Source organism: Rhodoferax sp. P1_F3 (genome assembly GCF_056405715.1).
In genome coordinates, this window is record NZ_JBFUBO010000002.1 from 74,183 (window position 1) to 100,787 (window position 26,605).

Genomic DNA, 26,605 nt, shown 5'->3' on the forward strand with positions numbered 1-26,605 from the left:
CAGGCGACTCGCGCCGTGGAGCCCGTCGAACTCAGCGCTTGGCTGCGCCTGCAGCTCAGCCCCGGTGTTGGCAATGGCACGGCACGCAAGCTGCTGGCGGCCTTTGGTCTGCCGCAGCAGGTGTTTGCCCAATCCCCTGCCACACTCGAAGCCTGCGTGAGCGCCCGCCAAGCTGCTGGTTTGCTGCAAGTGCCAACCGAATTGGCAGAGCAGCTGCAAACGACCGTGGCCTGGCTAGCCGCGCAACCCGAGCAACGCCGGGTGCTGACTCTTGGCGATGCAGACTACCCCCAAGCACTGCTGGACATGGAAGACCCACCCCTGCTGCTCTATGCCATGGGCGCTGCAGGGCAATGGCAAGGCTTGGCCCAGTGCGCCGCCACTGGCATAGCCGTGGTGGGCAGCCGCAACCCCACGCCGCAAGGTAGGGCCAATGCTCGGCAGTTCTCACAAGCCTTGGCGGAAGCCGGCCTGACTGTGGTGTCGGGCCTGGCACTTGGGGTGGATGGTGCCGCCCACGAGGGCGCGCTGGACGGCGCAGCCGACGGCCAGCTGGCCACCATCGCGGTGGTGGGCACCGGCCTAGACCGGGTTTACCCCAAAGACCATTTCGACCTGGCGCACCGCATTGCCCAGCGCGGACTACTGCTCAGCGAATACCCGCTGGGCACGCCGCCCCTGTCCGCCAACTTCCCACGGCGCAACCGTATCATTGCCGGGCTCGCACGCGGCACGCTGGTGGTGGAGGCCGCACTCAAGTCCGGCTCGCTTATCACCGCACGCCTGGCGGTGGAGCAGGGAAAAGACGTGTTCGCCATCCCGGGCTCCATCCACGCCACCCAGGCGCGCGGCTGCCATGCGCTCATCAAGCAGGGCGCCAAGCTGGTGGAGTGCGCCCAGGATATTCTTGAAGAACTGCAACTTCCCGGCGGCCTGTCAGGCGCTATTAATTCAGGAGCTGCTCGCGCAGATTCCACGGAGGCTACTCCCCTGAATGGTGCTGAAGACTCCCTCTTGGAAGCCATGGGCTATGACCCCAGCGGGCTGGACGCCCTTCAGGCCCGTACCGGCCTAGGCACAGCCAGTCTGCAAGCCCTGCTGATGGGCCTGGAGCTGCAGGGCCAGGTGGCACGCCTGCCGGGCGGGCTGTTCCAGCGCATGGGCCAGGCCTAGGCCGCCAAGCCCCGCCCAAGCCTTCAATCGAGAGAAAAGAGGGGCAGTTTCACCCGCTGACGCGAAGCTGTTTTTTCTGCGCTATATTGGCTTCCATGTTTGAAGTGCTTGTCTTCGTTTACGAAAACTACTATGCCGATGAGGGCTACCCCGAGCCGGCGCATCTCCAGCGCAAACTCAGCGCGGTGGGCTTTGAGGCCGACGAAATTGAGGAGGCCATGGCCTGGCTCAATGGCCTGAGCACCGCGTCGCGCGGGGCTCGACCGGTGCCAGAGGCTCTGCCTACCGTACCTGCGGATCCTTGGGTGCGCCTGCCGCTGGCCTCCAGCGTGCGCATCTACCCGCAGTACGAGCAAAACCACCTGGGCCCGCAATGCCTGGGCTTCATCAGTTTTCTGGAATCCAACGGCGTACTGCCCGCCCACATGCGCGAGGTCGTCATCGACCGCGCCATGGCCGCACCCGGCAGCCCGGTGGCCCTGGACGACCTGAAAACGATTATCTTGATGGTGTTCTGGAGCTTCGGATTGGAACCCGACGCTTTGGTGCTCGACGAGTTGTGTGACAACCCCAGCGACCGCGTCGCACACTGACGGCATCTGAGCGCCCCCGCAGGGCGGCGCTCAGGCCAGCAGGCGTTCCGGGTTGGCTTCCAGCTTGGCCAGCGCGTCGCGCGTGGCACGCACGGTTAGCGCTTCTTCTTCCTGTGGCAACAGCAAGCCGGCCTGCAGGTAAGCAGCCAACCGCCCACCTTGAATCAGGAAGCTCTTGCCCGAGGTGGCCGCAAACAGGTTCAGGTGCTTGCGGTCGCTGCGCCAGGCGAATTGCACCTGGGTAATCTGGTTGTTGTGGTCCAGTGTGAACCAGGAACCCAATTGCAGCTCCTGCGCCCAGGCCAGCATGGCGGCCGTGGGTTTGGAGCCACCATTGGCAACCACCTCCAGCGCCGAAGCGTCAATGCCCAGCATCATCTCGATACTTTCGGCATCCAATGGCAAATCGCCCATGCCGTCCTCAGATACGAAGTCCTCCAGATTGCCCAGGCGCTGCGCCATGGCGTCGATCTTGGCCTGCGGAATGGCCTGGGTCTTGGACATGAAGGCGTCGGCCAGCGTGTCACTGATGCGTTTCACATGGCCTTCCTGCTCGCTGGGCGCCATGGCCAGCAGCGTCATGCCAGAGCGCAGGCGCAGCAGCAAATTGGGCAGGTCCTGAATCACCTTGGCACGGTCGGCGCGGTTGGGCTTGGCACTGGCGGCCCAGATCAGGTCAGTCGCTGATTTTTTCAGCACCAAGGTGTCGGCGTGTTGCGGGCCCTTGCGCACGGCAGCTACGGCCAGCACCTCAGCCCAGACCTTGAACAGGAAATCGCGGATCTCGTCGCGCACGGGCATGTCTTTCAACATGTTGCGCATCTCGATGGTGTACTGGATCGCCAGGGTCTCTTTTTGCTCAACCTGCTGCGCCACGCTCACCACCTTTTGGGTCGGGCCCTTTTCGGTGAGGAACTTGGAGAGGAATTTCTGGAACTCCTCGAACACGATCTGGTAGACCTTTTTGCCCGTCTCGGGGTACTGCTCGATGACCTGCACGATGCGCTTGATCTCGTTCTCCATGGCCTTGCCTTGCACGCCGGCAGCGTCAAAGCCCATGACCACGGAACCCATGCGGTCGATCAGCTGGCGCGCCGGGTGATCGGCTGTGCCAAAGAAGTCGGGGTCTTCCAGCGCCACGCGCAGCACCGGCATTTGCAGGCGCGCAAACCAGACCCGAATGCCGGGGGGAATGCGCTCCTCGGCCAGAATGGCCTGGAACATCAGTGCCACGATTTCGATCGTGGCTTTTTCGCCCTTGGTTTCCGCTTTTTTCTTGAGCTCGGCAGACTTTTCGCGCAGGTCACCGGCCACCCGAACCACACCGGCCGGGCTGTAGTCTTCATACAGCGTGCCACCCACGGCGTAGCCCATGCCCCCGCCACCCTCCATGCGCGGCGCCATGGCCGCAGCCAATGCGGGCGAAGGCGTGTGATGGGCCGTGCCCACAAAATCGCCACCACCATGGCTGACAAACAACCGGCGGATCTGGCCAATCATGCCCTGCGCTCGGCTGCGGGCGCGGGCGATGGGTGTGTTGGTGGTCAGCATGCGGGTTTCTTCCGACGCGCCGTAGGCCTGGCCCGGCATGCTGTTGGAGCCTGACGATTGGCGCCAGAAGGGCGTGGGCGTAGAAGGTGTCACGCCTTGCGGGCCAGTCGCTGCAGCCTGTGCCGGCCCAGCAGGCGCAGCATTGCCGCCACCGCCCCAGCCGAGGCGCCCGCCAAAAAAGCCACCACCGGAACGCGGTGCACCGCCTCCAGCAGTTCCGGGACCAGAGGCATCGGCACGCGCATTGCCGCCCTGCATTCCGCCACCACCGCCCATCGAGCCACCATCCAGACCTGCGTGGCCCGTAGGTGCATAGGCTTGCTGGTACCCGCCACCCTGGGGACCGCCGCCATAGCCACCCACATCGCCATAGCCGCTCGGCCCCATCTCTCCTGGTTGGGGTTGCTGCGGCTGGGCGCCAGGTGCGGGGGGGCGAGGACGGTTGGCGCCCATTTGGCGCACCGGCGCCTTGACGCGGTCTTTCAGCTCAATGGTGGGCATCACGCCCTTGCTGATCAATACGTCGTTGGCATTCTTGTAGGCAATCACGAGCCGCTCGATTAGCAGCTTCTGGACCACATCGTTCACCATGGGCCAGGACTCGCCGGGCATGCCAGACTGCGCCCATTGCTCCACCATCAGCAGCACCAGCACCTCGGGGCGCAGCAGGTCGTTGCCTTCCAGGTCTTCAGTGCCTTCGAGGTACTTGATGCGCACCCGCAGGTCATCGAGCTGGGGCAGCACTTTTTCATTCACGGCCAGCACCAGGCGAGACGCCAGAATCTTGTTCTCCACCACGTCGGTGCCCACCAACTCCAGGCCTGCACTTTCCAGCGAGGCCGCTTTCTTCTGCTTGGCGGGCTCCAGACACTCGCGCCATGCCTTCATGGTCGCGTCCAGCCACAGGGGGCGACAGCGCTTGTAGGCCATCCAGGTGTCACGGCGGGTCTGCGCATCGCGGGCATTCGCCAGCTCGTCCATCAGCGTCGTCAAACGCTCCTGCACCGCACCGCTGATTTCCAACGCAGCTTTGCCGGCTTCCGCCAAAAATCGCTCGCGCACCGCGCGGGCGAGTTGCAATCGGGGGGAAAGAGCAGGTCCGGTCGCCATGGGTTGTACCGCTTAAACCGTTGCGCCCGCGTTGGGGTCGTTGGGGTCGGTTTCCTTCTTGGGGCCACCCTTGACCAAGTCTTCGCGCTGGATGCCCAGCCACATGGCAATGGCCGCGGCCACGAAGACCGAGGAGTAAATACCAAACAAGATACCGATGGTCAGCGCCAGCGCAAAGTAATGCAGTGTGGCACCGCCAAACAACAGCATGGACAGCACCATCATCTGGGTCGCACCGTGGGTGATGATGGTGCGGCTGATGGTGGACGTGATGGCGTTGTCGATGATCTCTTCGGTGTTCATCTTGCGATAACGGCGGAAGTTCTCGCGGATCCGGTCAAAGATCACCACCGATTCGTTCACAGAATACCCCAGCACCGCCAGCACCGCCGCGAGCACGGGCAATGAGAACTCCCACTGGAAGAAGGCGAAAAAGCCCAGAATGATGACCACATCGTGCAAGTTGGCGATGATGGCGGCTACGGCAAACTTCCACTCGAAGCGCACCGCGAGATAGATCATGATGCCGGCCACTACGAAGGCCAGGGCCTTGAGGCCATCGGCCGCCAGCTCATCCCCCACCTGGGGGCCGACAAACTCGGTGCGGCGTAGCGTAGCGGATGGATCACTGGCCTTGAGCGCTTCTAACACCTTGTCGCTTTGCTGGCTGGAGGTGCTGCCCTTTTGCACGGGCATGCGGATCAGCACGTCCTGGGCCGTGCCAAAGTTCTGCACCTGCACATCGTTGATGCCGAGCTTGCCCACCGCGCTGCGGATGGCGTTGAGGTCGGCAGGCTGGGAGTAGCTCACCTCCATCAAGGTGCCGCCGGTGAACTCGACCGACAGGTGCAGATGGCGGGTAAAGAGGAAGAACACCGCGGCCACGAAGGTGACCAGCGAGACCAGATTGAATACCAAGGCATTCCGCATGAACGGAATGTCGCGGCGAATTTTGAAGAATTCCATGCCCGTTTCCCTTTATTTGGTCGTCACCTGATTGCCGGAATCAGGCCGCCACACTGTGCCAATGGACACAGTCTTGAGCTTCTTTTGCCTACCGTACCACAAATTGACCACGCCCCGAGAGAAGAAGACCCCGGAGAACATGCTGGTCAAAATGCCCAGGCAGTGCACCACCGCAAAGCCGCGCACCGGGCCGGAACCGAAGGCCAGCAAGGCCAAGCCAGCGATCAGGGTGGTGACGTTGGAGTCGATGATGGTGGCCCAGGCGCGGTCATAGCCGGCGTGGATAGCAGCCTGCGGCGAGGCGCCGTTGCGCAGTTCTTCGCGCACGCGCTCGTTGATCAGCACGTTGGCGTCAATCGCCATCCCCAACACCAGTGCCATGGCGGCCATGCCGGGCAAGGTCAACGTGGCTTGCAACATGGACAGCACTGCCACCAGCAGCAGCAGGTTGAACGCCAGCGCGATACTGGAGATCACGCCAAAGAGCATGTAGTAGACACACATGAAGACCGTCACGGCCAGGAAGCCCCAGGTCACGCTGTGGAAACCCTTGGCAATATTTTCGGCGCCCAAGCTGGGGCCGATGGTGCGCTCTTCGATGATTTCCATGGGCGCGGCCAGGGAGCCGGCGCGCAGCAACAAGGCCGTATCGGCCGCCTCGGTGGTGGTCATGCGGCCGGAGATTTGCACGCGGCCACCGCCGATTTCAGAGCGAATGACAGGCGCAGTCACCACTTCGCCCTTGCCTTTTTCAAACAGAAGAATGGCCATGCGCTTGCCGATGTTCTCGCGGGTCACATCGCGGAAGATGCGCGAACCCTTGGCGTCCAGCGACAGGTTGACCGTGGGCTCCTGCGTCTGGCTGTCAAAGCCGGGCTGGGCATCGGTCAGGTTTTCACCCGTCAGGATGACCTGCTTCTTGACCACCACGCCCTGGCCATTGCGCTCCAGGTAGCGCTCGGAGCCAAACGGCACCGGACCCGCGCCGGACTCGGCAGCGCGCGCCTCCGTGCCTTCGTCCACCATGCGGATTTCCAGTGTGGCGGTGCGACCCAATATGTCCTTGGCCTTGGCCGTGTCTTGCACACCGGGCAACTGCACCACGATGCGGTCCAACCCTTGCTGCTGGATCACGGGTTCGGCGACGCCGAGTTCGTTGATCCGATTGTGCAGCGTGGTGATGTTTTGTTTCAGTGCCTGGGTCTGCACGTTGCGTGCAGCCACGGGCTTGATGGAGGCCACCATCTTCACATCGGTCCCGTCAGCGGTTTCCACGGTGTCGAGGTCGGCAAACTGGTCCTGGATGATGCGCTTGGCCGCTTCGGCCGTGGCCGCATCACGGAAACGGATTTCGATGGTCTGCCCGTTGCGGGCGATGCCGCTGTGGCGCACATTCTTCTCGCGCAGCGTAGTGCGGATGTCACCAGCCATCGATTCGGCCTTTTTGGTCAGCGCGGCCTGCATGTCCACCTGCAGCATGAAGTGCACGCCACCGCGCAAATCCAACCCCAGGTACATGGGCGATGCGCGCAGAGAGGTCAACCAGGCGGGCGAACGCGACAGCAGGTTCAGCGCCACCACATAAGCGGGGTCGGCCGCATCGGGATTCAACGCCTTTTGCAACGCGTCCTTGGCCTTGAGCTGGGCATCGGTGTCGGCAAAACGGGCCTTGATGGAGGTGCCATCCAGGCTCAGCGCATCGGGGACCAAACCAGCCGTTTTCAAAACCTCTTCGACCTTGGCCAGGGCCACCGTGTCGAGCTTGAGGCTGGCCTTGGCCACCGAGACCTGCACGGCGGGGGATTCACCAAACACATTCGGCAGGGCGTACAAGCCACCCACCACGAGCGCGATCAGGATGATCGCGTACTTCCACACCGGGTAACGGTTCATGATCGCGCGTCGCTTTGAGAGAAGTTACTTGATAGAACCCTTGGGCAACACTTGCACAACGGCGCTGCGCTGCACTTGCACTTCCACGCCATTGGCCACTTCCAGGCCGACGTAGCTGTCACCCATCTTGCTGACCTTGCCGAGCACGCCACCGGCGGTCACGACTTCGTCGCCCTTGGCCAGCGCGTCGATCATGGCGCGGTGGTCTTTTTGCTTCTTCATCTGGGGGCGGATCATCACGAAATACAGCACCACAAACATCAGCACCAGAGGCAGCATGCTCATCAGGGTGGATTGCATGTCACCGCCAGCAGCGGCAGGGGCGGTTTGGGCAAAAGCAGAAGAAATAAACACAGGCAAACTCCACAAAAATGGACCACATACAAAAGCGCCTTCGCCTCAGGGGCAGCCGCGCACGGCCATGCCGACCCAAGGCGGGCAACCGGTCATTGTAAGCGGGGGAAAAGGCCCGCCCGGGCCGGGCGGGCAAGGCCCTAGGCGGCCTGGGTTTGCTTGACAGCGGGCGTCTGGCGGTACTTTTCCAGCAACAGGCCCCACTGCTGGCGCGCAGCGAGCAGGTGGCGCGCCTTGACGTGGCCAAAACCGCGGATCTGCTCCGGCACGCGGGCAAAGGCGGCGGCGGCATCGCGGTTGCCAGCGCCCAGCGTGGGCAGCAGCGCCTCAATGGCCTGGCGATATTCGCCCACCAGCGCACGCTCCTGGCGGCGCTCATGGGTGTAGCCGAACACGTCCAACGCCGTGCCACGCAGCACCTTCAGCGGCGCCAGCAGCCCAAAGGCCACGCGCATCCAGCTGCCAAAGCGCGCTTTCTGCAGCTCGCCCAGGTCGTTCTTGCGGGCCAGCAGGGGCGGCGCCAGGTGGTAGGCCAGCTTGAAGTCGCCCTCAAACATGCCTTCCACCTTGGCGCGGAAGGCCGTGTCGGTGTGCAGGCGGGCCACCTCGTACTCGTCCTTGTAGGCCATGAGTTTGAACAGGTAACGGGCTACGGCTTCGGCCAGCGGCTGTTTGTCGCCGCTCACCGCCGACGCCTCTGCGGCGCGGACCTTGGCCACAAAGTCGGCGTAGCTCTGGGCGTAGGCCGCGTTCTGGTAGCCGGTCAAAAATTCCACGCGCTTGTGCACCAAAGCATCCAGCGACTGGTGCTGGCGCGGCGTGAAGGCAATCACCTGGCCGGGGTTGATGGCGCGCTGCACCGCAGGCCAGTCCACTGCGGCACGGCGGCCCCACTCGAAGGCGGCCTTGTTGTTGGCCACGGCCACGGCGTTGAGCTCGATGGCGCGCATCAGCGAAGCCAGCCCCAGCGGGATCCAGCCTTTTTGCCAGGCGTAGCCCAGCATCATGGGGTTGGTGTAAATGCTGTCGCCCAGCAAATGGGTGGCGGCCGCGTCGGCGTCAAACACACCCACATTGCCCTCGCCCACGGTCTTGGCGATGTCGGCCACGCACTGCTCGCCGGGGTTGGTCCAGTTGGCGTTCTTCACAAACGCGGCCGTAGGTGCGCTGTTGGAATTGAGCGCCACATGGGTGCGGCCGGGGCGCATGCGCACCAGCGTTTCCTTGCCCGCCACCACGATGGGGTCGCAGCCCAGCACCAGGTCGGCCGAGGCCGTGCCCACGCGGGTGGTGCGGATGGCGTCCTGGCTCGCGCCTATGAGCACATGGCTCCAGGTGGCGCCGCCCTTTTGCGCCAGTCCGCCCGCGTCCTGCGTGACGATGCCCTTGCCTTCCAGGTGGGCGGCCACGCCCAGCAACTGGCCGATGGTGATGACGCCGGTGCCGCCGACGCCGGCAACGATGGTGCCCCAGACGCCGCCGGTGGCCGTGGCCAAATCAGGAATCAATGGCTCGGGTAGGGCCGGCCAGGAGGCGCCCTGGGACTCGCCCGCTTTGGGCTTGGCGGCTTTTTTGAGCGAACCACCCTCCACCGTGACAAAGCTGGGGCAAAAGCCCTTGACGCAGGAAAAGTCCTTGTTGCAGGTGCTTTGGTTGATCTGGCGCTTGCGACCAAACTCAGTCTCCAGCGGCTCCACGCTCATGCAGTTGCTTTGCACACCGCAGTCGCCACAACCTTCGCACACCAACTCGTTGATGACCACGCGCTTGGCGGGGTCCACCAGTGTGCCGCGCTTGCGGCGGCGGCGTTTTTCGGTGGCGCAGGTCTGGTCGTAAATGATGACCGTGGTGCCCGGGATCTCGCGGAACTCGCGCTGAATGCGGTCCAGTTCGTCGCGGTGCTCAATCGCAATGCCTTCGGGCAGGCCCTGTATGTCGTCGTACTTCTCGGGCTCGTCCGTCACCACTACTATTTTGATAGCACCTTCCGCACGCATGCTCTGGGCTATCTGCACGACGGAATGTCCTTCGGGCCGCTCGCCCACCTGCTGGCCACCGGTCATGGCCACGGCATCGTTGTAGAGGATCTTGTAGGTGATGTTGACACCCGCGGCAATGCTCTGGCGCACGGCCAGCAGGCCGCTGTGGAAGTAGGTGCCATCGCCCAGGTTGGCGAAGATGTGCTTCTCGTTCGTGAACGGCTGCTGGCCCACCCAGGGCACGCCCTCGCCGCCCATCTGCGTGAAGCCGTCGGTGCTGCGGTCCATCCAGATGGTCATGAAGTGGCAACCGATACCGGCCATGGCGCGCGAGCCTTCGGGCACACGGGTAGAGGTGTTGTGCGGGCAGCCCGAACAGAACCAGGGCTGGCGGTCCGCGCCCTTGGTGCCCGACAGCTCGATCACGTGCATGGCGCGTTCCTTGGCTTCCAGGATCGCCATTTGCGCGTCGATGCGCGCGCTGGTATCCGCGTCCAGGCCCAGCTTTTTGATGCGCTGGGCAATGGCGCGCGCGATCAAGGCAGGGTTGAGATCGGCATTGGCACGCAGCAGCGTGTTGGCCATGGGATTGGGCATGGACCATTCGCCACCGGCGCCATAGTGGTCGGGCGTCTCCACCTCGTTGAACTTACCCAGCACCGTGGGGCGCACATCGGCGCGCCAGTTGTACAGCTCTTCCTTGAGTTGGTATTCAATGACCTGGCGCTTCTCTTCCACCACCAGAATCTCTTGCAGCCCCGTGGCGAATTCGCGGGTGAGCTGCGCCTCCAGTGGCCAGACCACGCCCACCTTGTGCAGGCGGATGCCGATGCGTTGGCAGGTCGCGTCGTCCAGCCCCAGGTCCAGCAGGGCCTGGCGCGTGTCGTTGAAGGCCTTGCCGCTGGCGATGATGCCGAAGCGGTCGTTCTTGCCTTCGATGACGTTGTAGTTCAGGCGGTTGGCGCGGATGTAGGCCAGCGCCGCGTACCACTTGTAGTCCATGAGCCGGGCTTCCTGCTCCAGCGCGTGGTCGGGCCAGCGGATGTGCAGGCCGCCGGGGGGAATCTCGAAGTCGGCCGGCACGCGGGTGATCACCCGGTCCGGGTCGATCATCACGGTGGAGCTGGACTCCACAATTTCCTGAATCGTCTTCATGCCCGCCCACACGCCCGAAAAACGGCTCATGGCAAAGGCATGCAGACCCAGGTCCAGGATCTCCTGCACATTGGCCGGAAAGAACACAGGCGTGCCGCAGGCCTTGAAGATGTGGTCGCTCTGGTGCGCGGCGGTGCTGCTCTTGGAGATGTGGTCATCACCGGCCACCGCAATCACGCCGCCCCAGGGGGTGGTGCCGGCCATATTGGCGTGTTTGAACACGTCGGAGCAGCGGTCCACGCCCGGGCCCTTGCCGTACCAGATGCCGAACACGCCGTCGTACTTGTTGCTGCCGGGCGGGGCAAAGCCCAGCTGCTGCGTGCCCCACAGCGCTGTGGCAGCCAATTCTTCGTTGACGCCGGGCTGGAAGTGAATATGGTGGGCCTGGAGGTACTTCTCGGCCTTGACCAACGACTGGTCGTAGGTGCCCAGCGGCGAGCCGCGGTAGCCGCTGATGAAGCCGGCCGTGTTCTTGCCCAGGCGCTGGTCGCGCACGCGCTGCAGCATGGGTAGTTTGACCAGGGCTTGCACCCCGCTCATGAAGGCGCGGCCGTAGTCCAGCGCGTATTTGTCGTCCAGGGTGACCGTGTCCAGCGCCTTGCGGATGTGCTCAGGCAGGTCGCGGTTGAGGGGTGCATTCATGGTGCTTGTCTCCGTTATAGCTGCGGCAAAGTGTATGCCTGCAAGGCGGATATGTCTTTGCGTTCTTTGCCCTCATATGGGCCTACAAAGAACGATTCTTTCTCCATAATGCTATTTATGGAAACACTTGACCGATTTGACCTCGCCATCCTGAACGAACTGCAAAACGATGGCCGCCTGAGCAACGCCGAACTGGCCAACCGCGTGGGCCTGAGTGCGGCGCCCTGCTGGCGCCGCGTGAAGGCGCTGGAGGACAGCGGCTTTATCACCGGTTACCGCGCCGAGATCAACCGCCACAAGATGGGCCTGGGCGTGCTGGCCTTTGTGCGGCTGGACGCCAACCGCAACAGCGGCGACGTGCTGCATGGGCTGGAAGAGGCGATCCGCCAGATTCCCGAGGTCATCAGCTGCCACTACATCAGCGGCACCGGCACCTTCGAGTTGCAGGTGGTGAGCCGCGACCTCAACACCTTCAGCCAGTTCGCGCGCGAGGTGCTGATCAACCTGCCCAATGTGAAAGATGTGCACACCAGCTTCTCGCTGGGCGAGGTGAAAGCCAGCAGCGCGCTGCCGCTGGGCCATCTGCAGCCCCAGCCCACCACCGCCACCCCACCCCGGAGCCGCCCATGAACCGCCGCCACGCCTTGGTTTTTGCATCATTTTGGCCTCTAGCCCACGTCGAATATGCGCTAGCAGCTCCTGATTTAATAGCAAATCCGTCCGCCTTGCCCATGCGCAACCTGCTGATCGAGGTGCGCCAGGTGCAGTCCGACGACAGCCAGCGCGCGGGCGTGGAGCTGGGCAACCGTGGTGGCGTGCAGATGAACCAGTCGCGCAACAGCGGCACAGCCACGCAGCAGGCGCTGGTGCTCAACGGCCGGCCGGTGCGCCTGGGCCTGCAGACCACCACGCCCATCCGCCTGCTGCAGGGCTTTGTGCGCAATGGCCGCGTGGTGACCACGGCGGGCACGGTGCTGCTCGAAGCCGGCACGGGCTTCAGCGCCACACCGCGCTGGGACGGCGGCACGCTGGTGGAGCTGGAACTGGCGGCGCAGCAGGCACTGCGGTCCGGCTCAGCCCTGCCCGGGGCCACTGCGACCACGGCCACCAGCAGTGTGTTGGCGTTGCCACTGGATGAGTGGACGACGGTGGGGGAATCGGAGCAGAGTTCGCAGTCCAGCAACGGTGGGCTGACGGGGGGGCAGCAGCAGAGTGGGGTGGTGCGGACGGAGGTGCAGGTGCGGGTTTCTTTGCGTTAGGTCTTTTTTTAACACCCACTCCCCCAGCCCCTCGCCCCGTCGGCGAGGGGAGCTTTTAACAGCCATATCTTGTTGTGTCGCGCCGGCTACTTGGCTACTGGCAGGGCTTTAGGTGTGTTCTTTCAGGCCACGGCCTGCGCCTGCGTTGGGGGGTGGCCTCGGAGATGTGGGTTAGTCAACGCTGGCGGCTGCGCACGCCAGTGGCTCCGAGCCAACTTGTGTGAGGTTGCCGCAACCGCCTGCGCTGGCCGTGGCTTACCCATCCAGTGGCAACCGGCCCCTGTAAGGCCGTATTCGGCGCGAAGCAACCAAATACGGCTGTTAAAGCTCCCCTCGCCGACGGGGCGAGGGGCTGGGGGAGTGGGTGTTAAAAAAACAAAGCCACTTAAACCGACAACGCAGCCAGCCACCGCGCATGGTAAGCCTGCAAGCCCGACACCTGCGCCGCCGCCACCGGCGCCAACGCCGAAGCTGCCGACTCACCCCAACGCGACAACAGCCAAGCCCCCCGAGCCGTCCCCTCCATCACATCATGGCTCGCCAGACACCGCGCCTGCGGTAACAAGGCTTGCAACAACGCCAAGTACAAAGCGTTCTGGGCCAGTGGCCCTTCCAGCACCACCGTGCGCGGCAAGTCCACGCCGTCCCACAGCCGATCCACCAGCCACGCCGTGGTCTGCGCGCAGTACAGCGCGGCCAGTGCAGCGCGCTGGCCAGGCGGCAATGCCTCCAAAAGAGGCTGGCCCTCACGCACGATCTGTCCCTGACGCCCCATGAACGGACCGCCGTGCTCGGCAAACGACGGCGTAGCCAAGGTGCCTGAATCCACCAGCGCCTGCACATCGGCCAGCGTGCCCGCATCGGGCACGGCGCCGTCCAGCAGCGCGGCAAATTCGCGTCCGCCCATGAAGCGGGCCGTGGGCGTGGCGCGGCCCAGCACGTCCACATTGGCCAGCATGTCGCGCTCGGCCTGCAGGCTGGCGGTGGGCGCGCCGGGCGCCATGAGCACGGTCCAGGTGCCGGACGACACCACGGTCAGTGCCGAGGCATGGTCCGCCGACGCATCCAGGTAGCGCGCCAGGCAGGCATTGCTGTCGTGCACGCCCACATGCACCTGGCAGTGCGCGGGCAGGCCCCAGGCCTTTGCAATATCAGGGCTCACGGTGCCCAACACCTCCCAGGCAGAGCGCAACGGCGCAAACAAGGCAGCCCAGCCCTTGGCCTGCGCGAGTGCCGAGAAACCACCATCTTGCGGGCGCCACAGGTGCGTATGGCAGCCCAGGGACGAGACCTCACTGGCCCTTTCACCGCACAGGCGCCAAGCCCAGTATTGCGCATAGGGCAGCAGGCAGCGCGTGCGCCGCCAGGCCTCGGGGTGCAGGTTCTGCACATAGCAAAGCTGGCGCGCGGCGTTCAAGCCCGCGGGCAGGTCGGGCGACAGGGTCTGCGCAAAGCCATCGGCCGCCGCGTCAAACGCCTGGGCCAGCAGCGGATGCTGCGCCAGGCCGTCGAATTCGTAGTCCACGGGCGCCCAAGCCAGGCCCTCATCACCCAAGGCCACCAGTGCGGCACCGTGGGTAGAGGCAATGGCGCGGCGGCAGCGTGCCGTGTGGGTGGACGCGCGCAGGGTCTGCGCCATCCAGTCTTCCAGCCCTTGCACATCCAGCGCGGGGTAGCCCAGAGGCGACGGCACGCTGGCGTTGTCGCGCCCATGGCGTTCCACCACCGCGCCCTGTGCGTCCACCATCAGCAGCTTGGCGTGGCTCTTGCCGATGTCGATCACCAGCGTCAGTTCGTCATTCACAGCCACTGCCCTCACTCCATGTGGAACAGGCAGGGCAACGGCTCGGCCACCGGGGAACCATCGGGGTTGGCGCGCATGATGTCGGCCATGTAGGCCCACCAGCGCTGCATCACCGGGTGGCTGGGTAGGCTGTCCATGGTGTGGCCTGCGGTGCGGCGCAGCACGGCAAACAGCACATGGTGCTCTTCATCGAGGTAGATGCTGTAGTCGCTCACGCCCGCATCCTTCAGCAAGGCGCTGAGTTCGGGCCAGATCTCGTCGTGGCGCTTTTTGTACTCGGCCACGCAGCCGGGGTTCAGGAACATGCGAAACGCATATTTCTCCGTAGGTGCCATGGCGTTCATGCGTGCGCTCCCTTGCGCTTCAGCAAACGCGGCAAGACCATGGAGACAATCAGCAAGACGCCAATGACCATGCTCATCACAATGCCGGTCACATTGGCCATGCCCATGGCGAAGGTAAACAGGCCCAGCAACAGCACGGCCAGCATGGTGCCCACGATGCTGCCGCGCCCGCCTTCAATGGCCACACCGCCCAGGATCACCATGGTGATGGCGTCCAGCTCCCAGCCCATCGCAATATTGGGGCGCGTGCTGCCAATGCGGCCGGTCAGCATGATGGCTGCCAGCGCCGCCATGAGGCCGGCAAACACAAACAACGCCATGCGATACCGGTCCGCCTCAATGCCTGAAAAGCGCGCTGCCACGGGGTTGGCACCGATGGCGTACAGGCGGCGGCCCAGCACCGTGCGGTGCAGCGTCACGCCCACCACAATGGCGCCGGCCAGCAACACGGCAAACTCAATCGGAATGATGAGCCAGCGCACGCCGATCACTTCGCCCACGTAGCTGTTGCCCAATGTGGAGAACACCTCGGGGTAGCCCGAGATGGCCTGGTCGCCCAGTGCCACCATGGCCAGACCGCGGTACAGCGACAGCGTGCCGATGGTCACCACGATGGAGGGCAGCTTGTAGCGCGTGACCAGCACGCCGTTCACGGCGCCGGCCACACCGCCGGTCACAAAGGCTGCCAGTGTCATGCCCAGCGGGCCGGCGCCGGCCTTCATGGCATAGCCCATGGCCAGTGAGCTTAAAGCGAGGATGGCGGCAATCGACAGGTCAATCTCACCGGTGATGATGAGCAGGGCCAGCGCCAACGCGAGGATGCCTTTTTCGCTGAAGTTGAAGGTGCTGTCGGCCAGCGCATCGGGCGTCATGAAGCCCGGCTGCGCAATGCCAAACACCACCAGCAGCACAACCAGCAGGGCCAGCAGCACGCGTTCCCATGTGTTCCAGGCCTTCATGCTGCGGCTCCTTGGGCTGTCGTGCTTGTCATCGCTTTGTGTTCCAGAATCTGGCGCCCTGCGCGCCGCTCGGCGCGGGCATTCACCGTCACCGAAATCAAAATCACGGCACCGGCAATCGCCTGCTGCCAGAAGGGTGAGACCTGGATCACCGGCAGCGCGCCGTTGACCACGCCGATGAACAGCACACCGAGTGCCGCACCCAGCACCGAGCCCACGCCGCCGCCAATGCTCACCCCGCCAATCACGCAGGCCGCCACCACGGTCAGCTCATAGCCTGCGGCCAGCTCGGTGTACGCAATGGAGTAGCGCCCCACCCACAGCAACCCGGCCAGGCCGGCCAGCATGCCCGACAGCGTATAGACCATCATGAGGCGCTTGTTGGCCGAGATGCCCACATAGGCCGCCGCATGCGGGTTGCCCCCCAGCGCATAAATCTCGCGGCCTTCGCGGCGCAGCTTCAAAAACACGGCCGTCAGCGCCAGCACCACCAGCGCAAACCACACCAGCGCGGGCAAGCCCAGCCACACTTCGCGCGGCAAGCCTTTGATCACTGCGTGGATGTCCTGGTCGGACACCCAGGCGCCCTTGCTGGCCACAAAGATCGCGCCGCGGTAGGCGGACAAGGTACCTAGCGTCACCACAATCGGTGGCAGTTCAAAGCGGGTGATGAGCCAGCCGTTCACGGCACCCAGCAGGGCGCCCACGCCCAAGGCAATGACCAGCAGCGCTGGCACCGAAGCGCCAGGCCAAGCCTTGCCGATGAGTGCGCAGACCATGCCGGTCAGCGCCAGATTGGAGGCCACTGACAGGTCAATGCCGCGCGTCAACAGCACCAACATCTGGCCCATGACGAGGATGGCCAGGATGGCCGAGTCGTTGGCAATGTCCATGCCATTGCGCCAGGTCAGGAAAACCGGCGCGCGGGCGCCCACGGCCAGCGCAATGGCCACGATGATGGCCAAGAGCAGCCATTCACGCCGAATCGATTTCAGAGATGTCATGCTGCAAGCGCCTCCTGCGCTGTTGCGGGTTCGGCCACACGAGGCACCGGCACAGCGGTCAGGCCCGAGGCCGCGGCCACGATCTGTTCTGCGTGCGCGTTGACACGGTCAAATTCCGCCACCTGCACGCCACGGCGCATGACGATGGTGCGGTGCGCGAGGTGCATCACTTCGGGCAATTCGCTGGACACGAGGATCACGGCCAGGCCCTGCTCCACCATCTCGGCAATCAGCTGGTACACGGCCTGCTTGGCGCCCACGTCGATGCCCTTGGTGGGCTCGTCCAGAATCACGATGCGCGGGTCCAGCCCCAGCCACTTGGCGATCACCACCTTTTGCTGGTTGCCGCCGGACAGGCCGGACAACAGCGTGTCGGGTGAATGGGTCTTGATGCGCAGGCGCTCGATCATGCGCTGGCACAGGGCCGACTCGCGCACCTTGGACAGCCACACGCCACGCGCAAAACGAGACAGGCCGGCCAGGCTGATGTTGTGCTCCACCGAAAAGCCCAGAATGCCGCCCTGGCGCTGGCGCTCTTCGGGCACATAGGCAATGCCGGCCGCAATCGCGTCGCCGGGACGGCGCGCATGCAGCGTTTGGCCGCACACCACAAACTCACCACGCGCCGCGGGGTTCAGGCCCATGATGGCCAGCATGGCCTCGCTACGGCCCGAGCCCACTAGGCCGTAGAAACCCAGAATCTCGCCACGGCGCAGCTCGAAGGCCACGTTGTTGAATTCGGTGGGGTGCGACAGGTTCTTCACCGTCATCACCACCTCGCCCGGAACAGAAGCAATGTGCGGGTAGATCTGGTCGATGGCGCGACCGGCCATGAGCTTGACCAGCTCCTGCTCGGTTGCATCGGCGATGGCACCACTGCCCACGGCGGCACCATCGCGCAGCACCACGTAGCGGTCCGCCACCGCAAAAATTTCGTCAAATTTGTGGGTGATGAAGATCACCCCCACGCCCTGGTCGCGCAGCTGGCGCACGATGCCGTAGAAGTCGCGGATCTCGGCCTGCGACAGCGCGGCGGTCGGTTCGTCCAGAATGACCACCAGCGCCTTTTGCGACAGCGCGCGCGCAATTTCCACCAGGTGCCGCTCGGCCAGGCTCAGATCCTTCACCAGCGTGGTGGCCTTGAAGCGCGCGCCGATCTGGTCCAGCACCGCTTGGGCCTGTGTATTCATCGCAGACCAGTCGATGAAGGGACCGCGCATCAGGTGGCGCCCCACGTAAATGTTTTCGGCCACGCTGAGTTCTTCGAACATCACCGTTTCCTGGTGCACGGCCAGGATGCCTGCGGCCTGTGAGGCCTGTGCGTTGGCAAAACTTTGCACCACGCCGTTCAGCGTGATCACACCTTCGTCCACCGGCACCACACCGGTGAGCATCTTGACCAGCGTGGACTTGCCCGCGCCGTTCTCGCCCACCAGGGCCAGCACTTCTCCGGCCCGCAAATCCAGGTCCACCCCGCGCAGCGCATGGGTTGCGCCGTAGCGCTTGTGGATGGTCCGCAGACTCAGCAATACATCAGACATGATGAGAATCCAACATTCCAAAAAAAGGGGGCTACCCCAACCAGGCAGGGTTGCCCCGTCGACCTCAGTGGCCTGCGCCGAGGGGCGCAGGCACACGCCGCATCATCAGAAGAATTTTGCGAACTTCTCGACGTTGGAGGCATCGTACGTGAAAGGCTCGGACATGGCGGCTTCGCCCTTGTCGTCTAGCGTCACGGTACCCACACGGCCCAGAGACACCTTGTCGCCCGCCTTGCCAGTGACCTTGCCAGAGATGAACTGGCTGGCCGCATAGATGGAGGAGTAGCCCAGGTCGATGGGGTTCCAGATGGCGAAGGACTTGACGGCACCGCTCTTCACGTGGCCAGCCATTTCAGAGGGCAGGCCCAGACCGGTCACGAAAATTTTGCCGACCATCTTTTCATCCTGCACTGCTTTAGCCGCAGCCGCCACACCCACAGTGGTGGGGGCAATGATGGCCTTCAGGTTGGGGTAGCTCTTGAACAGGCCTTGGGCTTCGCGGTAGCTCTTGTCGGTCTGGTCATCACCGTAGACCACGCTGACCAGTTTCAGGCCCTTGTAGGCGGGCTGAGCCAGCACCTTCTTGGCCTCTTCGATCCAGATGTTCTGGTTGGTGGCTTGGGCAGTCGCGGACAGCACGGCCACTTCGCCGGTAGCGCCGATGGCGTCGGCCGTCATCTTCACCAGCTTCTCGCCGATCAGCGGGTTGCTGGAGGGGTTCAGGTGCATCATGCGGCCATCTTTGCGCACACCGGAGTCAAACGAGATGACCTTGATGCCGCGGTCCATGGCGCGCTTGAGAACGGGGGCCAGGGCGTCGGGGTCGTTGGCGGAGATCACGATGGCGGAAACCTTTTGCGCAATCAGCGAGTTCACGATTTCGATCTGGCCTTCGGCAGTCGCCTTGGCGGGGCCGGTGTAAATGATCTCGATGTTCTTGAGTTCCTTGGCGGCTTCTTGCGCGCCTTGGTTGGCGGCGTCAAAGAAGCCGTTGCCCAGACTCTTCACCACCAGGGCGATCTTGTCGGCCGCAAACGCGGGGCTGACCAGGGCCGCGCTCAAGGCAATGGTCAGCAGGGTTTTGAGTTGTTTCTTCATGCGTGTCTCCTGGAATTGTTAGTAGAAAAATTTGACCCGAAGGCCGGTCTCGATACCGACTGCACACACCAGGGGCTGGTGGTGTGAACCGGGTTCGATGGGGGTAGCGCACATGCCCATTGCAAGTGCACTTAAACGATGCCGCTGCTGGGGCCGCTGGCGGGGCGAATCGTCGCCATCTGCTTGCGGTAACCACTGGCGCGGTAGGCCTGGACCGGGTCGGCGGCGCCGCCCGCATCGATGCGAATCTTTTGCAGCAAGGGCGTCACATCGGTGTGGAAGGCCTGCTTCAGCGTCTGGGCGGCCATCAACACGTCGTTGCTGTCCTGGTAAGCGGTCAGTGCTTTGCGGTCCACCAGCAGCGCCTGGGCATAGCAGCGCTGCACGGTCACGGCGCTGGTCATCAGGCTCTCGATGGGGTCGGTCACGTTGTGCGACTGGTCCAGCATGTAGGCGGGGTCAAACTCGGCGGCACCGGTTTGCGCCGCGTCCACCAGTTCGTTGAACACCAGGAACAGCTGGAAGGGGTTGATAGAACCGCTGTCCAGGTCGTCGTCGCCGTACTTGCTGTCGTTGAAGTGAAAACCGGCCAGTTTTTGGGCATGCACCAGGCGCGCCACAATCATCTCGATGTTGGTGTTGGGCGCGTGGTGGCCCAGGTCCACCAGGCAGCGCGCCTTGGGACCCAGGGTTTGCGCGGCCAACAGGCTGGAACCCCAGTCTTGAATGACGGTGGCGTAGAAGGCAGGTTCGAACATCTTGTGCTCAAGGAACATGCGCCAGTCGGCCGGCAGGGCGTCGTAGATCTGGCGGTTGCTGTCCAGGTAGCGCTCAAACTGGCGGCGGAAGTGGCTTTGGCCAGGGAAGTTGGCACCATCACCAATCCACACGGTCAGCGCCTTGCTGCCGATCTGCTTGCCAATCTCGATGCACTCCAGGTTGTGCGCCACGGCCTGCGCACGCACGCCGGCGTCAGCATGGGTCAGGCTGCCGAACTTGTACGACAGCGGCTGGTCTTTTTGGTCCGAGAAGGTGTTGGAGTTGACAGCGTCAAAACCCACGCCGTTGGCGCTGGCGTGTTCGCGCAGCTCCTTGTAGTCATTCACCTTGTCCCAGGGGAAGTGGGGCGACACGGTGGGCGTGCAGCGCACCAGCTGCTGGATGACGCCGCAGTCCTGGATTTTGTCGAACACATGGCGCGGCTCGCCCAGGCCGGGGAAGCGCGCAAAGCGGGTTCCACCGGTGCCCACACCCCAGCTAGGCACAGCCACGGCGAACTTCGCCACCTCGGCCTTGAGGACCGCAATGTCCACGCCGCGGCGGGCCAGTTGTTCACCCAGGGTTTCATAGTCCAGGTTCACGCGCGCTGCGGCCTGGGCGTTGTGGTCGGCGATCAGCCCGGTGTTGATCTGTTGTGTCATGGTGTGTCTCGAGTGCGTTCTTGTTGTCTTAGCGTGGGAAAGCGGCCAGGTTGCCTGCGTCCACGTTGAGGATGTTGCCGGTGGATTTGGCTGCGAGTTCACTGGCCAAAAAGTAAGTGGCCTCGGCAATGTCTTCGGGGAAGACGCTGCGCTTGAGCATGGAGCGGTCGCGGTAGAAGGCTTCGAGTTCTTCCTCGCTCACCTTGTTGGCCGCGGCGCGTTCCTGGCTCCAGGTGCCGGTCCAGATTTTGCTGCCACGGATCACGGCGTCGGGGTTCACCACATTGCAGCGGATGCCCAGCGGTGCGCCTTCCAGCGCAAAACTGCGCGAGAGTTGGATTTCTGCCGCCTTGGCGGCGCAGTAGGCCACGGCTTGGTTGCTGGCCACCATGCCGTTCTTGCTGGCGATGAAAACCATGGAGCCACCGACGGCCTGCGCCTTCATGAGGCGGAAGGCTTCACGGCCCACCAGGAAATAGCCCGTGGCCAGAATGCTCTGGTTGCGATTCCACAGCGCGAGGGTGGTGTCTTCCAGCGGCGCAGCAGAGGCAATGCCTGCGTTGGACACCAGAATGTCCACGCCGCCGTATTCAATGGCGGTGCGGGCATAGGCCGCAATCACCGACTCCTCGCTGGTGACGTCGCAGACCACACCGCGCACCACGTCTTTGCCAAATTTTTTGGCCAGTTCAGCCACCGTGGTTTCCAGCGCGGCAGCATCAATGTCCAGCAGCACGGCGCACACGCCCTCTTGCAGCTGGCGCTCCACAATCGCGCGGCCAATGCCACCGGCACCACCGGTGACCAGGGTCACCTTGCCCACCAGGGGTTTGGCCTTGGGCATGCGCTGCAGCTTGGCTTCTTCGAGCAGCCAGTACTCGATGTCAAACGCTTCTTGCTCCGGCAGGCCCACGTAGGTGTCGATGGCGTTGGCATCGCGCATCACATTGATGGCGTTCACATAAAACTCACCTGCGATACGGGCCGTGGCCTTGTCCTTGGCAATCGCCACCATACCGATGCGCGGCAGCAGGATGATGACCGGATTGGGGTCGCGCAGCGCCGGGCTGTTGGCGCGCTTGCAGCGCTCGTAGTAGGCGGTGTAGTCGGCACGGTAGTCGGCCAACTTGGTGGCAATCGCCTTGGCCAAATCGGCGCCTTCCAACTGGTAGACCGATTCGTCCAAGATCAGCGGCTTGATCTTGGTGCGCAAAAAGTGGTCGGGGCAAGAGGTGCCCAGTGCCGCCAGGCTCTGCAGCTGCTGGCTGTTCACAAACTCCATCACCACGGCCTGGCGATCCACATGCAACAGCTTGTGGCCACTTTGCGAGGCCTGGCCACGCAGCACGGGCAGCACGCGGGCCAGGATAGCGTCCTGGTCAGTGGCTTCCAGCGACACCACCTTGGCGCCACCAAAGGGCACGGCCTTGCGGGCCTGCGCTTGCGCTGCGAGCCAGGTTTGCGCTTGCTCGATCACGGCCACGGTGTTCTCGTAGCAAGTGCGGGAATCGTCACCCCAGGTGAACAGGCCATGGCCACCGAGCACCAGGCCCTTGAGACCGGGGTGGGCTGCCACATAGCGTTGCAACTGCAGGCCCAGCTCGTAGCCGGGACGGCGCCAGGGCAACCAGCCGATGGTGCCGCCAAAGGCGTCCTTGGTGATGGTCTCGCTGTTGGCCATGGCGGCGATAGCGATGACCGAATCGGGGTGCATATGGTCCACATGCGCAAACGGCAGGTAGGCATGCAGCGGCGTGTCGATGCTGGCAGCGCGCGGGTTCAGGTTGAAGGTGCAGTGCGGCAGGTAGCCCACCATCTCGTCTTCAAAGTCAGAGCCGCGGTAGATGCCTTGCAGTGCGTTCAGCTTGTCCATGTACAGCGTGGAGAAGCCGTCCAGCTTCATGGAACCCACATCGCCACCCGAACCCTTGACCCACAGCACCGAAACGTCTTTGCCGGTCAGCGGGTCTTTCTGGGTGATCTTGGCGGAGGTGTTGCCACCACCGTAGTTGGTGATGCGCAGGTCAGAGCCCAGCAAGTTGGAGCGGTACAGCAGCAGATTGGCGGCGTCCAGCTTGGCGGCGTGGTCCTGGTTCCAGACAGGAAATGGGACGGGTTGGGAGCGAGTGGTCATGTGCAGTGCAGTTGCTAAGAATTGATGTGACTGTAGACAGCCTGAGCTATAGGCACAACGCAGACTTTTTTATGAAATTCATCAGAAAATCTGATAGATCACTAGAATGCGATCTGGCCCCTGCACACGCTCCCCGTTGCCCCGTTGGCACAGGGCGGCTACCCGTTGAATCCCTAGGGAAAACACCGATGAAAACCCGACGTCCCACCTCCGCGCCGGCACCCAAAGCCCTAGGGAAATCCCGCACAAGTCCAACCCCCGCATCCGAGCCGCAGGGCAGCAAACGCGACCACCGGCTCAAGAACCTGACGTTGCGCCAGTTGCGCCTGTTCGAGGCCGTGGCCACACAGCTGAGTTACTCGCGCGCGGCCGAGCAGATGAGCGTGACCCAGCCCGCCGTGTCCATGCAGGTGCAGCAGCTGGAAGCCGAGCTGGGCCTGCGGCTGCTGGTGAAGGTCGGCAAAAAAGTAAGCCTGAGCCAAGCTGGCGAAGAGATGCTGCGCCAGGCGCGGCGCATCCTGAACCAGGTGACCATGGCCGAGGAAGCCATCGGCGCCTTCCACGACACCGAGGGCGGCCATGGTGGCCTGCTGCACCTGGGCGTGGTGTCATCGGCGCACTACTTTGCGCCAGCGCTGCTCATGGCCTTTGCCGAACACTGGCCCGGTGTGAAATTCAAGCTCACGGTAGACCGGCGCGAGACCATTCTGGCCATGCTGCAGGACCACCAGCTCGATGTGGCCATTGCGGGCTACCCGCCGTCCGAGGCCGATGTGGAGGCCGAAACCTTTGCGCAAAACCCGCACTGCGTGGTGGCCGCGGCTAACCACCCGCTGGCCAAGAAACGTCGCATTCACTGGGATGCGCTGCGCGACGAGCCCTTCATCTTTCGCGAACCCGGCTCAGCCACACGGCAGTTTTTTGACCACCTGCTGCAAGCCCAGTCGCTGCCTGTGCGCGTGACCATGGAGCTGTCGGGTAACGAGACCATCAAGCAGGCGGTGATGGCGGGTATGGGCATCAGCTTCTTGTCGGCCCACACTTTCCAGGTGGAGATCGAGGCGGGCAAGCTCGCCGTGCTGCACATGGAAGACATGCCCAAGATGCTGGACTGGTGCCTGCTGCACCGGCGCGACTCAGCCCTTAGTGGCGTCAACGGCGCCTTCCGCGAATTTGTACTGGAACACGGTTCGCGGCTGGTGCAATGTCGCATGTAACAAGGGGCCCATAAGGCCCCCACGCTCCGCCGCTACGCGAGTCGCCGCCGCACAGCACTAGCGGTCCAGCACGCTGCGAATCGTCGCGGCCAGTTCTTCTTCCACAAACTTGGCGATGTAGGCATCGGCCCCCACGCTCTTCACATGGCTCTCGTTGGTGGAGCCCGTAAGAGACGAGTGGATGATGACCGGCACCTTGCTGAAGCGGCCGTCCTGCTTGATGTTGCGCGTCAGCGTGAAGCCGTCCATCTCGGGCATTTCCAGGTCGGTCAGCACCAGCGCCACCTTGTCTTTGATGGACTTGCCTTCGGCCGTCGCAGTGTCATGGATGGACTGCAGGCGTTCCCAGGCTTCCTTGCCGGTCTTGGTCATGATGTAGGGCACGTCCATGCCCTTCAGGCCCTTCTCGATCATCATGCGGGCCACGGCGGAATCGTCAGCCGCCAAGATGATCTGGCCGGGCTCCAGGCGAATCTTGGCAACGGTTTTTGCATCGTCGGACTTAACCTCCTGGGGCATCACGTCGCGCAGGATTTGTTCCACGTCCAGCACCTGGGCCAGGCGGGTGTTTTCGGCGGCACCGTCCAGGCGTGCAATGCTGGTCACCAGCCCGCCGCCCGAGTTCTCGGCCGAGAGCACATGCTTCCATTCCAGGCGCACGATTTCGTTGACTTCTTCCACCGCAAACGCCTGGGTGGTACGGGCGAATTCGGTTACCAGCAAGATGCCCAGGCCCTTGGTGGGCTTGCAGCCCACCACCATAGGCAGGTTGATCACGGTAATCATCTGGCCGCGGATATTGGCCACGCCCATCACTTCGGGGGGCGAATTCACCATGGCGGTGATCTCGGGCATCACCAGGATCTCGCGCACCTTGAAAACATTGATGCCAAACAGCTCGCGGCGGTCGGCGCTGTTGGCGGCCTCCCCCAAGCGAAACAGCAGCAGTTCAAACATGCTGTTGGCAGCCAGGTTGGTTCGCTCGTCAATCTCGCGCATCTCTTTGCTCATGGGGTCCGTCCTGTTGAAGGCTTCAAGGTTGATGTATTGCCATGGTAACGCCATCCAGCCTATTTAGGCCAGAGCACCCACATCTGCAGCGGCTGGCGCAAACGGCCGGCCAGGTCGCCGGCCTCGGCGCCCCAGCCAGCGAAATAGTCGGCCCGCACGGCACCGGCAATGGCGCTGCCCGTGTCCTGCGCCAGCACCAGTTTTTGCAGGCTGGTTTGCGGCCCGGGCGAGGCCAGCCAGACCGGCGTGCCATAGGGAATGCTGCCGGGGTCTACCGCGATGGAACGGCCCGGCGTCAACGCCACGCCCTGGGCACCGCGGGGGCCAAAACCGGACTCCAGATCGGACAAGGTCTCTTCCTTGAAAAACACCACGCGCGGGTTGCTCCACAGCAGCTCCTGCTGGCGCCCCGGGTTTTGCGCCAACCAGGCCTTGATGCCAGGCCAGGACGCGTCCTTGACCAGCCCCTGGTCCAGCAGCCAGCGGCCCACGCTACGGTAGGGTTGGTCGTTGGTCCCCGCATAGGCCAGGCGCACCCAGCGCTGGCTGCCATCGGCCTGACCGACGCGAACGCGGCCCGAGCCCTGGATTTGCAGCACCAGCGCATCCACCGGGTCGGCCAGGTAAGCCAGGGCACGGCCTTTGAGCGCGGCCTGCGCCTCGGGCAGGGTGTCGATTTCCTGCCGTGTGAACCAGGGCTTGCGCTGGGCCAGCGTGGTGGGCGGCTGGTACAGCGGCACGGTAAAGGCAGCGGTGGGTACGCGGCTGGCCTCGATGACAGGCTCAAAGTAACTGGTCAGCAAGCCCGTGGCCTCGCCCTGCAAGGTCTCCACGCGGTAAGGCTGCAGGCGCTGCTGCATCCAGGCGCGCTGTTCGTCGGCGCTGCCAATGCTCAGGCGTCGCACCTCGGAACACAGGGCCGCCAGCGGCGCCTGCGGCTTCTCGCAGCTCTTGATCCAGGCGTTCCAGGCCTCGAACAGGTTGTCCTGGCCCCAGCCCGGCAGATCAGCCCACGACACGGGCACCCAGCGCGCACGCGGCTGGGCTAGGGTGCCAGGCACCACGGCAGCCGCTGGTGGCGCCACACTGCGCGGTGTCTCTACGGGGGCGGGCTCCTGCAGGGGCACACTGCCGCAGGCGGCCAGCATTCCTACAATGGCGGCCATTGCGCACCACGCCAGGACACGAACCATGACATTGCTACTGCTGGAAGCCCTGGGAGCCGGGCTGATTTTTGTTGCCATCATTTGGTGGACCATGTTCTCGGGCCGCCAAGGCGGTGAACTACCTGGCACCCACCCAGAAGAGAAGCCCACTGACGCGCCACCGCAGGACAAGGCTCAATAAGGCCTCTAGCCCCCGCAGAATATGCGCGAGCAGCTCCTGTTTTCATAGCA

At 63.8% G+C, this 26,605-nt stretch carries 21 protein-coding genes; 6 read left to right on the forward strand and 15 right to left on the reverse strand.

Annotated elements, in window-relative coordinates:
• The first annotated feature begins 15 nt into the window (after window positions 1–15).
• On the forward strand, window positions 16–1,173 hold the full coding sequence (dprA, locus tag AC1DZ5_RS03010; protein ID WP_477885924.1) for a DNA-processing protein DprA: 1,158 nt from the start codon (window positions 16–18) through the stop codon (window positions 1,171–1,173).
• 95 nt (window positions 1,174–1,268) lie between these two features.
• Window positions 1,269–1,766, forward strand: a complete 498-nt coding sequence (locus tag AC1DZ5_RS03015) for a Smg family protein (RefSeq protein WP_310343181.1) — start codon at window positions 1,269–1,271, stop codon at window positions 1,764–1,766.
• A gap of 30 nt (window positions 1,767–1,796) precedes the next feature.
• Here AC1DZ5_RS03015 and AC1DZ5_RS03020 read toward each other — a convergent pair whose 3' ends face one another.
• The 5 genes from AC1DZ5_RS03020 to AC1DZ5_RS03040 all read right to left on the reverse strand — a co-directional run bounded on the left by AC1DZ5_RS03020 (window position 1,797) and on the right by AC1DZ5_RS03040 (window position 11,416).
• The gene (locus AC1DZ5_RS03020; RefSeq protein WP_477885926.1) at window positions 1,797–4,427 is read right to left on the reverse strand and encodes a DUF1631 family protein; all 2,631 of its coding nucleotides are present in this window, start codon (window positions 4,425–4,427) and stop codon (window positions 1,797–1,799) included.
• Window positions 4,428–4,439: 12 nt separating this feature from the next.
• Window positions 4,440–5,393 (reverse strand): protein translocase subunit SecF, encoded by a 954-nt coding sequence (gene secF, locus AC1DZ5_RS03025; protein ID WP_477885928.1) that lies wholly within the window; start codon window positions 5,391–5,393, stop codon window positions 4,440–4,442.
• 12 nt (window positions 5,394–5,405) lie between these two features.
• Window positions 5,406–7,286, reverse strand: coding sequence for a protein translocase subunit SecD (secD, locus tag AC1DZ5_RS03030; RefSeq protein ID WP_477885930.1), 1,881 nt, complete (start codon window positions 7,284–7,286; stop codon window positions 5,406–5,408).
• Between the two features lie 24 nt (window positions 7,287–7,310).
• Window positions 7,311–7,640: a preprotein translocase subunit YajC gene (gene yajC / locus AC1DZ5_RS03035; RefSeq protein WP_310343189.1), complete on the reverse strand. Its 330-nt coding sequence runs from the start codon at window positions 7,638–7,640 to the stop codon at window positions 7,311–7,313.
• Between the two features lie 140 nt (window positions 7,641–7,780).
• Window positions 7,781–11,416 (reverse strand): indolepyruvate ferredoxin oxidoreductase family protein, encoded by a 3,636-nt coding sequence (locus tag AC1DZ5_RS03040; RefSeq protein ID WP_477885933.1) that lies wholly within the window; start codon window positions 11,414–11,416, stop codon window positions 7,781–7,783.
• A gap of 117 nt (window positions 11,417–11,533) precedes the next feature.
• Between AC1DZ5_RS03040 and AC1DZ5_RS03045 the strand changes: the two genes are divergently transcribed.
• Complete coding sequence (locus tag AC1DZ5_RS03045; protein ID WP_477885935.1) at window positions 11,534–12,046, forward strand: Lrp/AsnC family transcriptional regulator; 513 nt, start codon at window positions 11,534–11,536, stop codon at window positions 12,044–12,046.
• Window positions 12,043–12,675: a hypothetical protein gene (locus AC1DZ5_RS03050; RefSeq protein WP_477885937.1), complete on the forward strand. Its 633-nt coding sequence runs from the start codon at window positions 12,043–12,045 to the stop codon at window positions 12,673–12,675. The genes AC1DZ5_RS03045 and AC1DZ5_RS03050 overlap by 4 nt, the downstream gene beginning before the upstream one ends.
• 385 nt (window positions 12,676–13,060) lie before the next feature.
• Here AC1DZ5_RS03050 and AC1DZ5_RS03055 read toward each other — a convergent pair whose 3' ends face one another.
• From AC1DZ5_RS03055 to AC1DZ5_RS03090, 8 genes are all read right to left on the reverse strand, one after another.
• Window positions 13,061–14,479, reverse strand: a complete 1,419-nt coding sequence (locus AC1DZ5_RS03055) for an FGGY-family carbohydrate kinase (protein WP_477885939.1) — start codon at window positions 14,477–14,479, stop codon at window positions 13,061–13,063.
• An 11-nt stretch (window positions 14,480–14,490) separates the two neighbouring features.
• On the reverse strand, window positions 14,491–14,823 hold the full coding sequence (gene rhaM / locus AC1DZ5_RS03060; protein ID WP_477885941.1) for an L-rhamnose mutarotase: 333 nt from the start codon (window positions 14,821–14,823) through the stop codon (window positions 14,491–14,493).
• Entirely contained in the window at window positions 14,820–15,782 is a 963-nt protein-coding gene (locus AC1DZ5_RS03065; protein ID WP_477885943.1) for an ABC transporter permease, read from the reverse strand. The genes rhaM and AC1DZ5_RS03065 overlap by 4 nt, the downstream gene beginning before the upstream one ends.
• Window positions 15,779–16,786, reverse strand: coding sequence for an ABC transporter permease (locus AC1DZ5_RS03070; protein WP_477885945.1), 1,008 nt, complete (start codon window positions 16,784–16,786; stop codon window positions 15,779–15,781). The genes AC1DZ5_RS03065 and AC1DZ5_RS03070 overlap by 4 nt, the downstream gene beginning before the upstream one ends.
• Window positions 16,783–18,327 carry a sugar ABC transporter ATP-binding protein gene (locus AC1DZ5_RS03075; RefSeq protein WP_477885947.1) on the reverse strand — a complete coding sequence of 515 codons (1,545 nt, stop codon included), beginning with the start codon at window positions 18,325–18,327 and terminating at the stop codon, window positions 16,783–16,785. The genes AC1DZ5_RS03070 and AC1DZ5_RS03075 overlap by 4 nt, the downstream gene beginning before the upstream one ends.
• Window positions 18,328–18,432: 105 nt before the next feature.
• Window positions 18,433–19,425, reverse strand: coding sequence for a rhamnose ABC transporter substrate-binding protein (gene rhaS, locus AC1DZ5_RS03080; protein ID WP_477885949.1), 993 nt, complete (start codon window positions 19,423–19,425; stop codon window positions 18,433–18,435).
• A gap of 131 nt (window positions 19,426–19,556) precedes the next feature.
• Window positions 19,557–20,846 (reverse strand): L-rhamnose catabolism isomerase, encoded by a 1,290-nt coding sequence (gene rhaI / locus AC1DZ5_RS03085; RefSeq protein WP_477885951.1) that lies wholly within the window; start codon window positions 20,844–20,846, stop codon window positions 19,557–19,559.
• A gap of 28 nt (window positions 20,847–20,874) precedes the next feature.
• On the reverse strand, window positions 20,875–22,980 hold the full coding sequence (locus AC1DZ5_RS03090; RefSeq protein WP_477885953.1) for a bifunctional rhamnulose-1-phosphate aldolase/short-chain dehydrogenase: 2,106 nt from the start codon (window positions 22,978–22,980) through the stop codon (window positions 20,875–20,877).
• A 188-nt stretch (window positions 22,981–23,168) separates the two neighbouring features.
• On the opposite strand from AC1DZ5_RS03090, the gene AC1DZ5_RS03095 reads away from it, so the two are divergent.
• Window positions 23,169–24,197: a LysR family transcriptional regulator gene (locus AC1DZ5_RS03095; protein WP_477885955.1), complete on the forward strand. Its 1,029-nt coding sequence runs from the start codon at window positions 23,169–23,171 to the stop codon at window positions 24,195–24,197.
• Window positions 24,198–24,254: 57 nt separating this feature from the next.
• Here the strand turns inward: AC1DZ5_RS03095 and AC1DZ5_RS03100 are convergent, their stop codons facing one another.
• Window positions 24,255–25,208, reverse strand: coding sequence for a chemotaxis protein (locus AC1DZ5_RS03100; protein WP_477885957.1), 954 nt, complete (start codon window positions 25,206–25,208; stop codon window positions 24,255–24,257).
• A 59-nt stretch (window positions 25,209–25,267) separates the two neighbouring features.
• Window positions 25,268–26,467 (reverse strand): murein transglycosylase A, encoded by a 1,200-nt coding sequence (mltA, locus tag AC1DZ5_RS03105; protein ID WP_477885959.1) that lies wholly within the window; start codon window positions 26,465–26,467, stop codon window positions 25,268–25,270.
• Here mltA and AC1DZ5_RS03110 point away from each other — a divergent pair.
• Window positions 26,400–26,555, forward strand: coding sequence for a hypothetical protein (locus AC1DZ5_RS03110; RefSeq protein ID WP_477885961.1), 156 nt, complete (start codon window positions 26,400–26,402; stop codon window positions 26,553–26,555). The genes mltA and AC1DZ5_RS03110 overlap by 68 nt on opposite strands.
• Window positions 26,556–26,605 lie beyond the last annotated feature (50 nt).

Excerpts from the sequence above, each read along its gene's own strand:
- AC1DZ5_RS03110 (WP_477885961.1), top strand. The coding sequence starts at position 26,400 with ATGACATTGCTACTGCTGGAAGCCCTGGGAGCCGGGCTGATTTTTGTT.
- AC1DZ5_RS03075 (WP_477885947.1), bottom strand. The coding sequence starts at position 18,327 with ATGTCTGATGTATTGCTGAGTCTGCGGACCATCCACAAGCGCTACGGC.
- rhaM (WP_477885941.1), bottom strand. The coding sequence starts at position 14,823 with ATGAACGCCATGGCACCTACGGAGAAATATGCGTTTCGCATGTTCCTG.
- AC1DZ5_RS03065 (WP_477885943.1), bottom strand. The coding sequence starts at position 15,782 with ATGAAGGCCTGGAACACATGGGAACGCGTGCTGCTGGCCCTGCTGGTT.
- AC1DZ5_RS03090 (WP_477885953.1), bottom strand. The coding sequence starts at position 22,980 with ATGACCACTCGCTCCCAACCCGTCCCATTTCCTGTCTGGAACCAGGAC.
- mltA (WP_477885959.1), bottom strand. The coding sequence starts at position 26,467 with ATGGTCCACCAAATGATGGCAACAAAAATCAGCCCGGCTCCCAGGGCT.
- secD (WP_477885930.1), bottom strand. The coding sequence starts at position 7,286 with ATGAACCGTTACCCGGTGTGGAAGTACGCGATCATCCTGATCGCGCTC.
- AC1DZ5_RS03100 (WP_477885957.1), bottom strand. The coding sequence starts at position 25,208 with ATGAGCAAAGAGATGCGCGAGATTGACGAGCGAACCAACCTGGCTGCC.
- AC1DZ5_RS03015 (WP_310343181.1), top strand. The coding sequence starts at position 1,269 with ATGTTTGAAGTGCTTGTCTTCGTTTACGAAAACTACTATGCCGATGAG.
- AC1DZ5_RS03070 (WP_477885945.1), bottom strand. The coding sequence starts at position 16,786 with ATGACATCTCTGAAATCGATTCGGCGTGAATGGCTGCTCTTGGCCATC.
- AC1DZ5_RS03050 (WP_477885937.1), top strand. The coding sequence starts at position 12,043 with ATGAACCGCCGCCACGCCTTGGTTTTTGCATCATTTTGGCCTCTAGCC.
- AC1DZ5_RS03095 (WP_477885955.1), top strand. The coding sequence starts at position 23,169 with ATGAAAACCCGACGTCCCACCTCCGCGCCGGCACCCAAAGCCCTAGGG.
- rhaI (WP_477885951.1), bottom strand. The coding sequence starts at position 20,846 with ATGACACAACAGATCAACACCGGGCTGATCGCCGACCACAACGCCCAG.
- secF (WP_477885928.1), bottom strand. The coding sequence starts at position 5,393 with ATGGAATTCTTCAAAATTCGCCGCGACATTCCGTTCATGCGGAATGCC.
- AC1DZ5_RS03040 (WP_477885933.1), bottom strand. The coding sequence starts at position 11,416 with ATGAATGCACCCCTCAACCGCGACCTGCCTGAGCACATCCGCAAGGCG.
- AC1DZ5_RS03045 (WP_477885935.1), top strand. The coding sequence starts at position 11,534 with ATGGAAACACTTGACCGATTTGACCTCGCCATCCTGAACGAACTGCAA.
- rhaS (WP_477885949.1), bottom strand. The coding sequence starts at position 19,425 with ATGAAGAAACAACTCAAAACCCTGCTGACCATTGCCTTGAGCGCGGCC.
- AC1DZ5_RS03020 (WP_477885926.1), bottom strand. The coding sequence starts at position 4,427 with ATGGCGACCGGACCTGCTCTTTCCCCCCGATTGCAACTCGCCCGCGCG.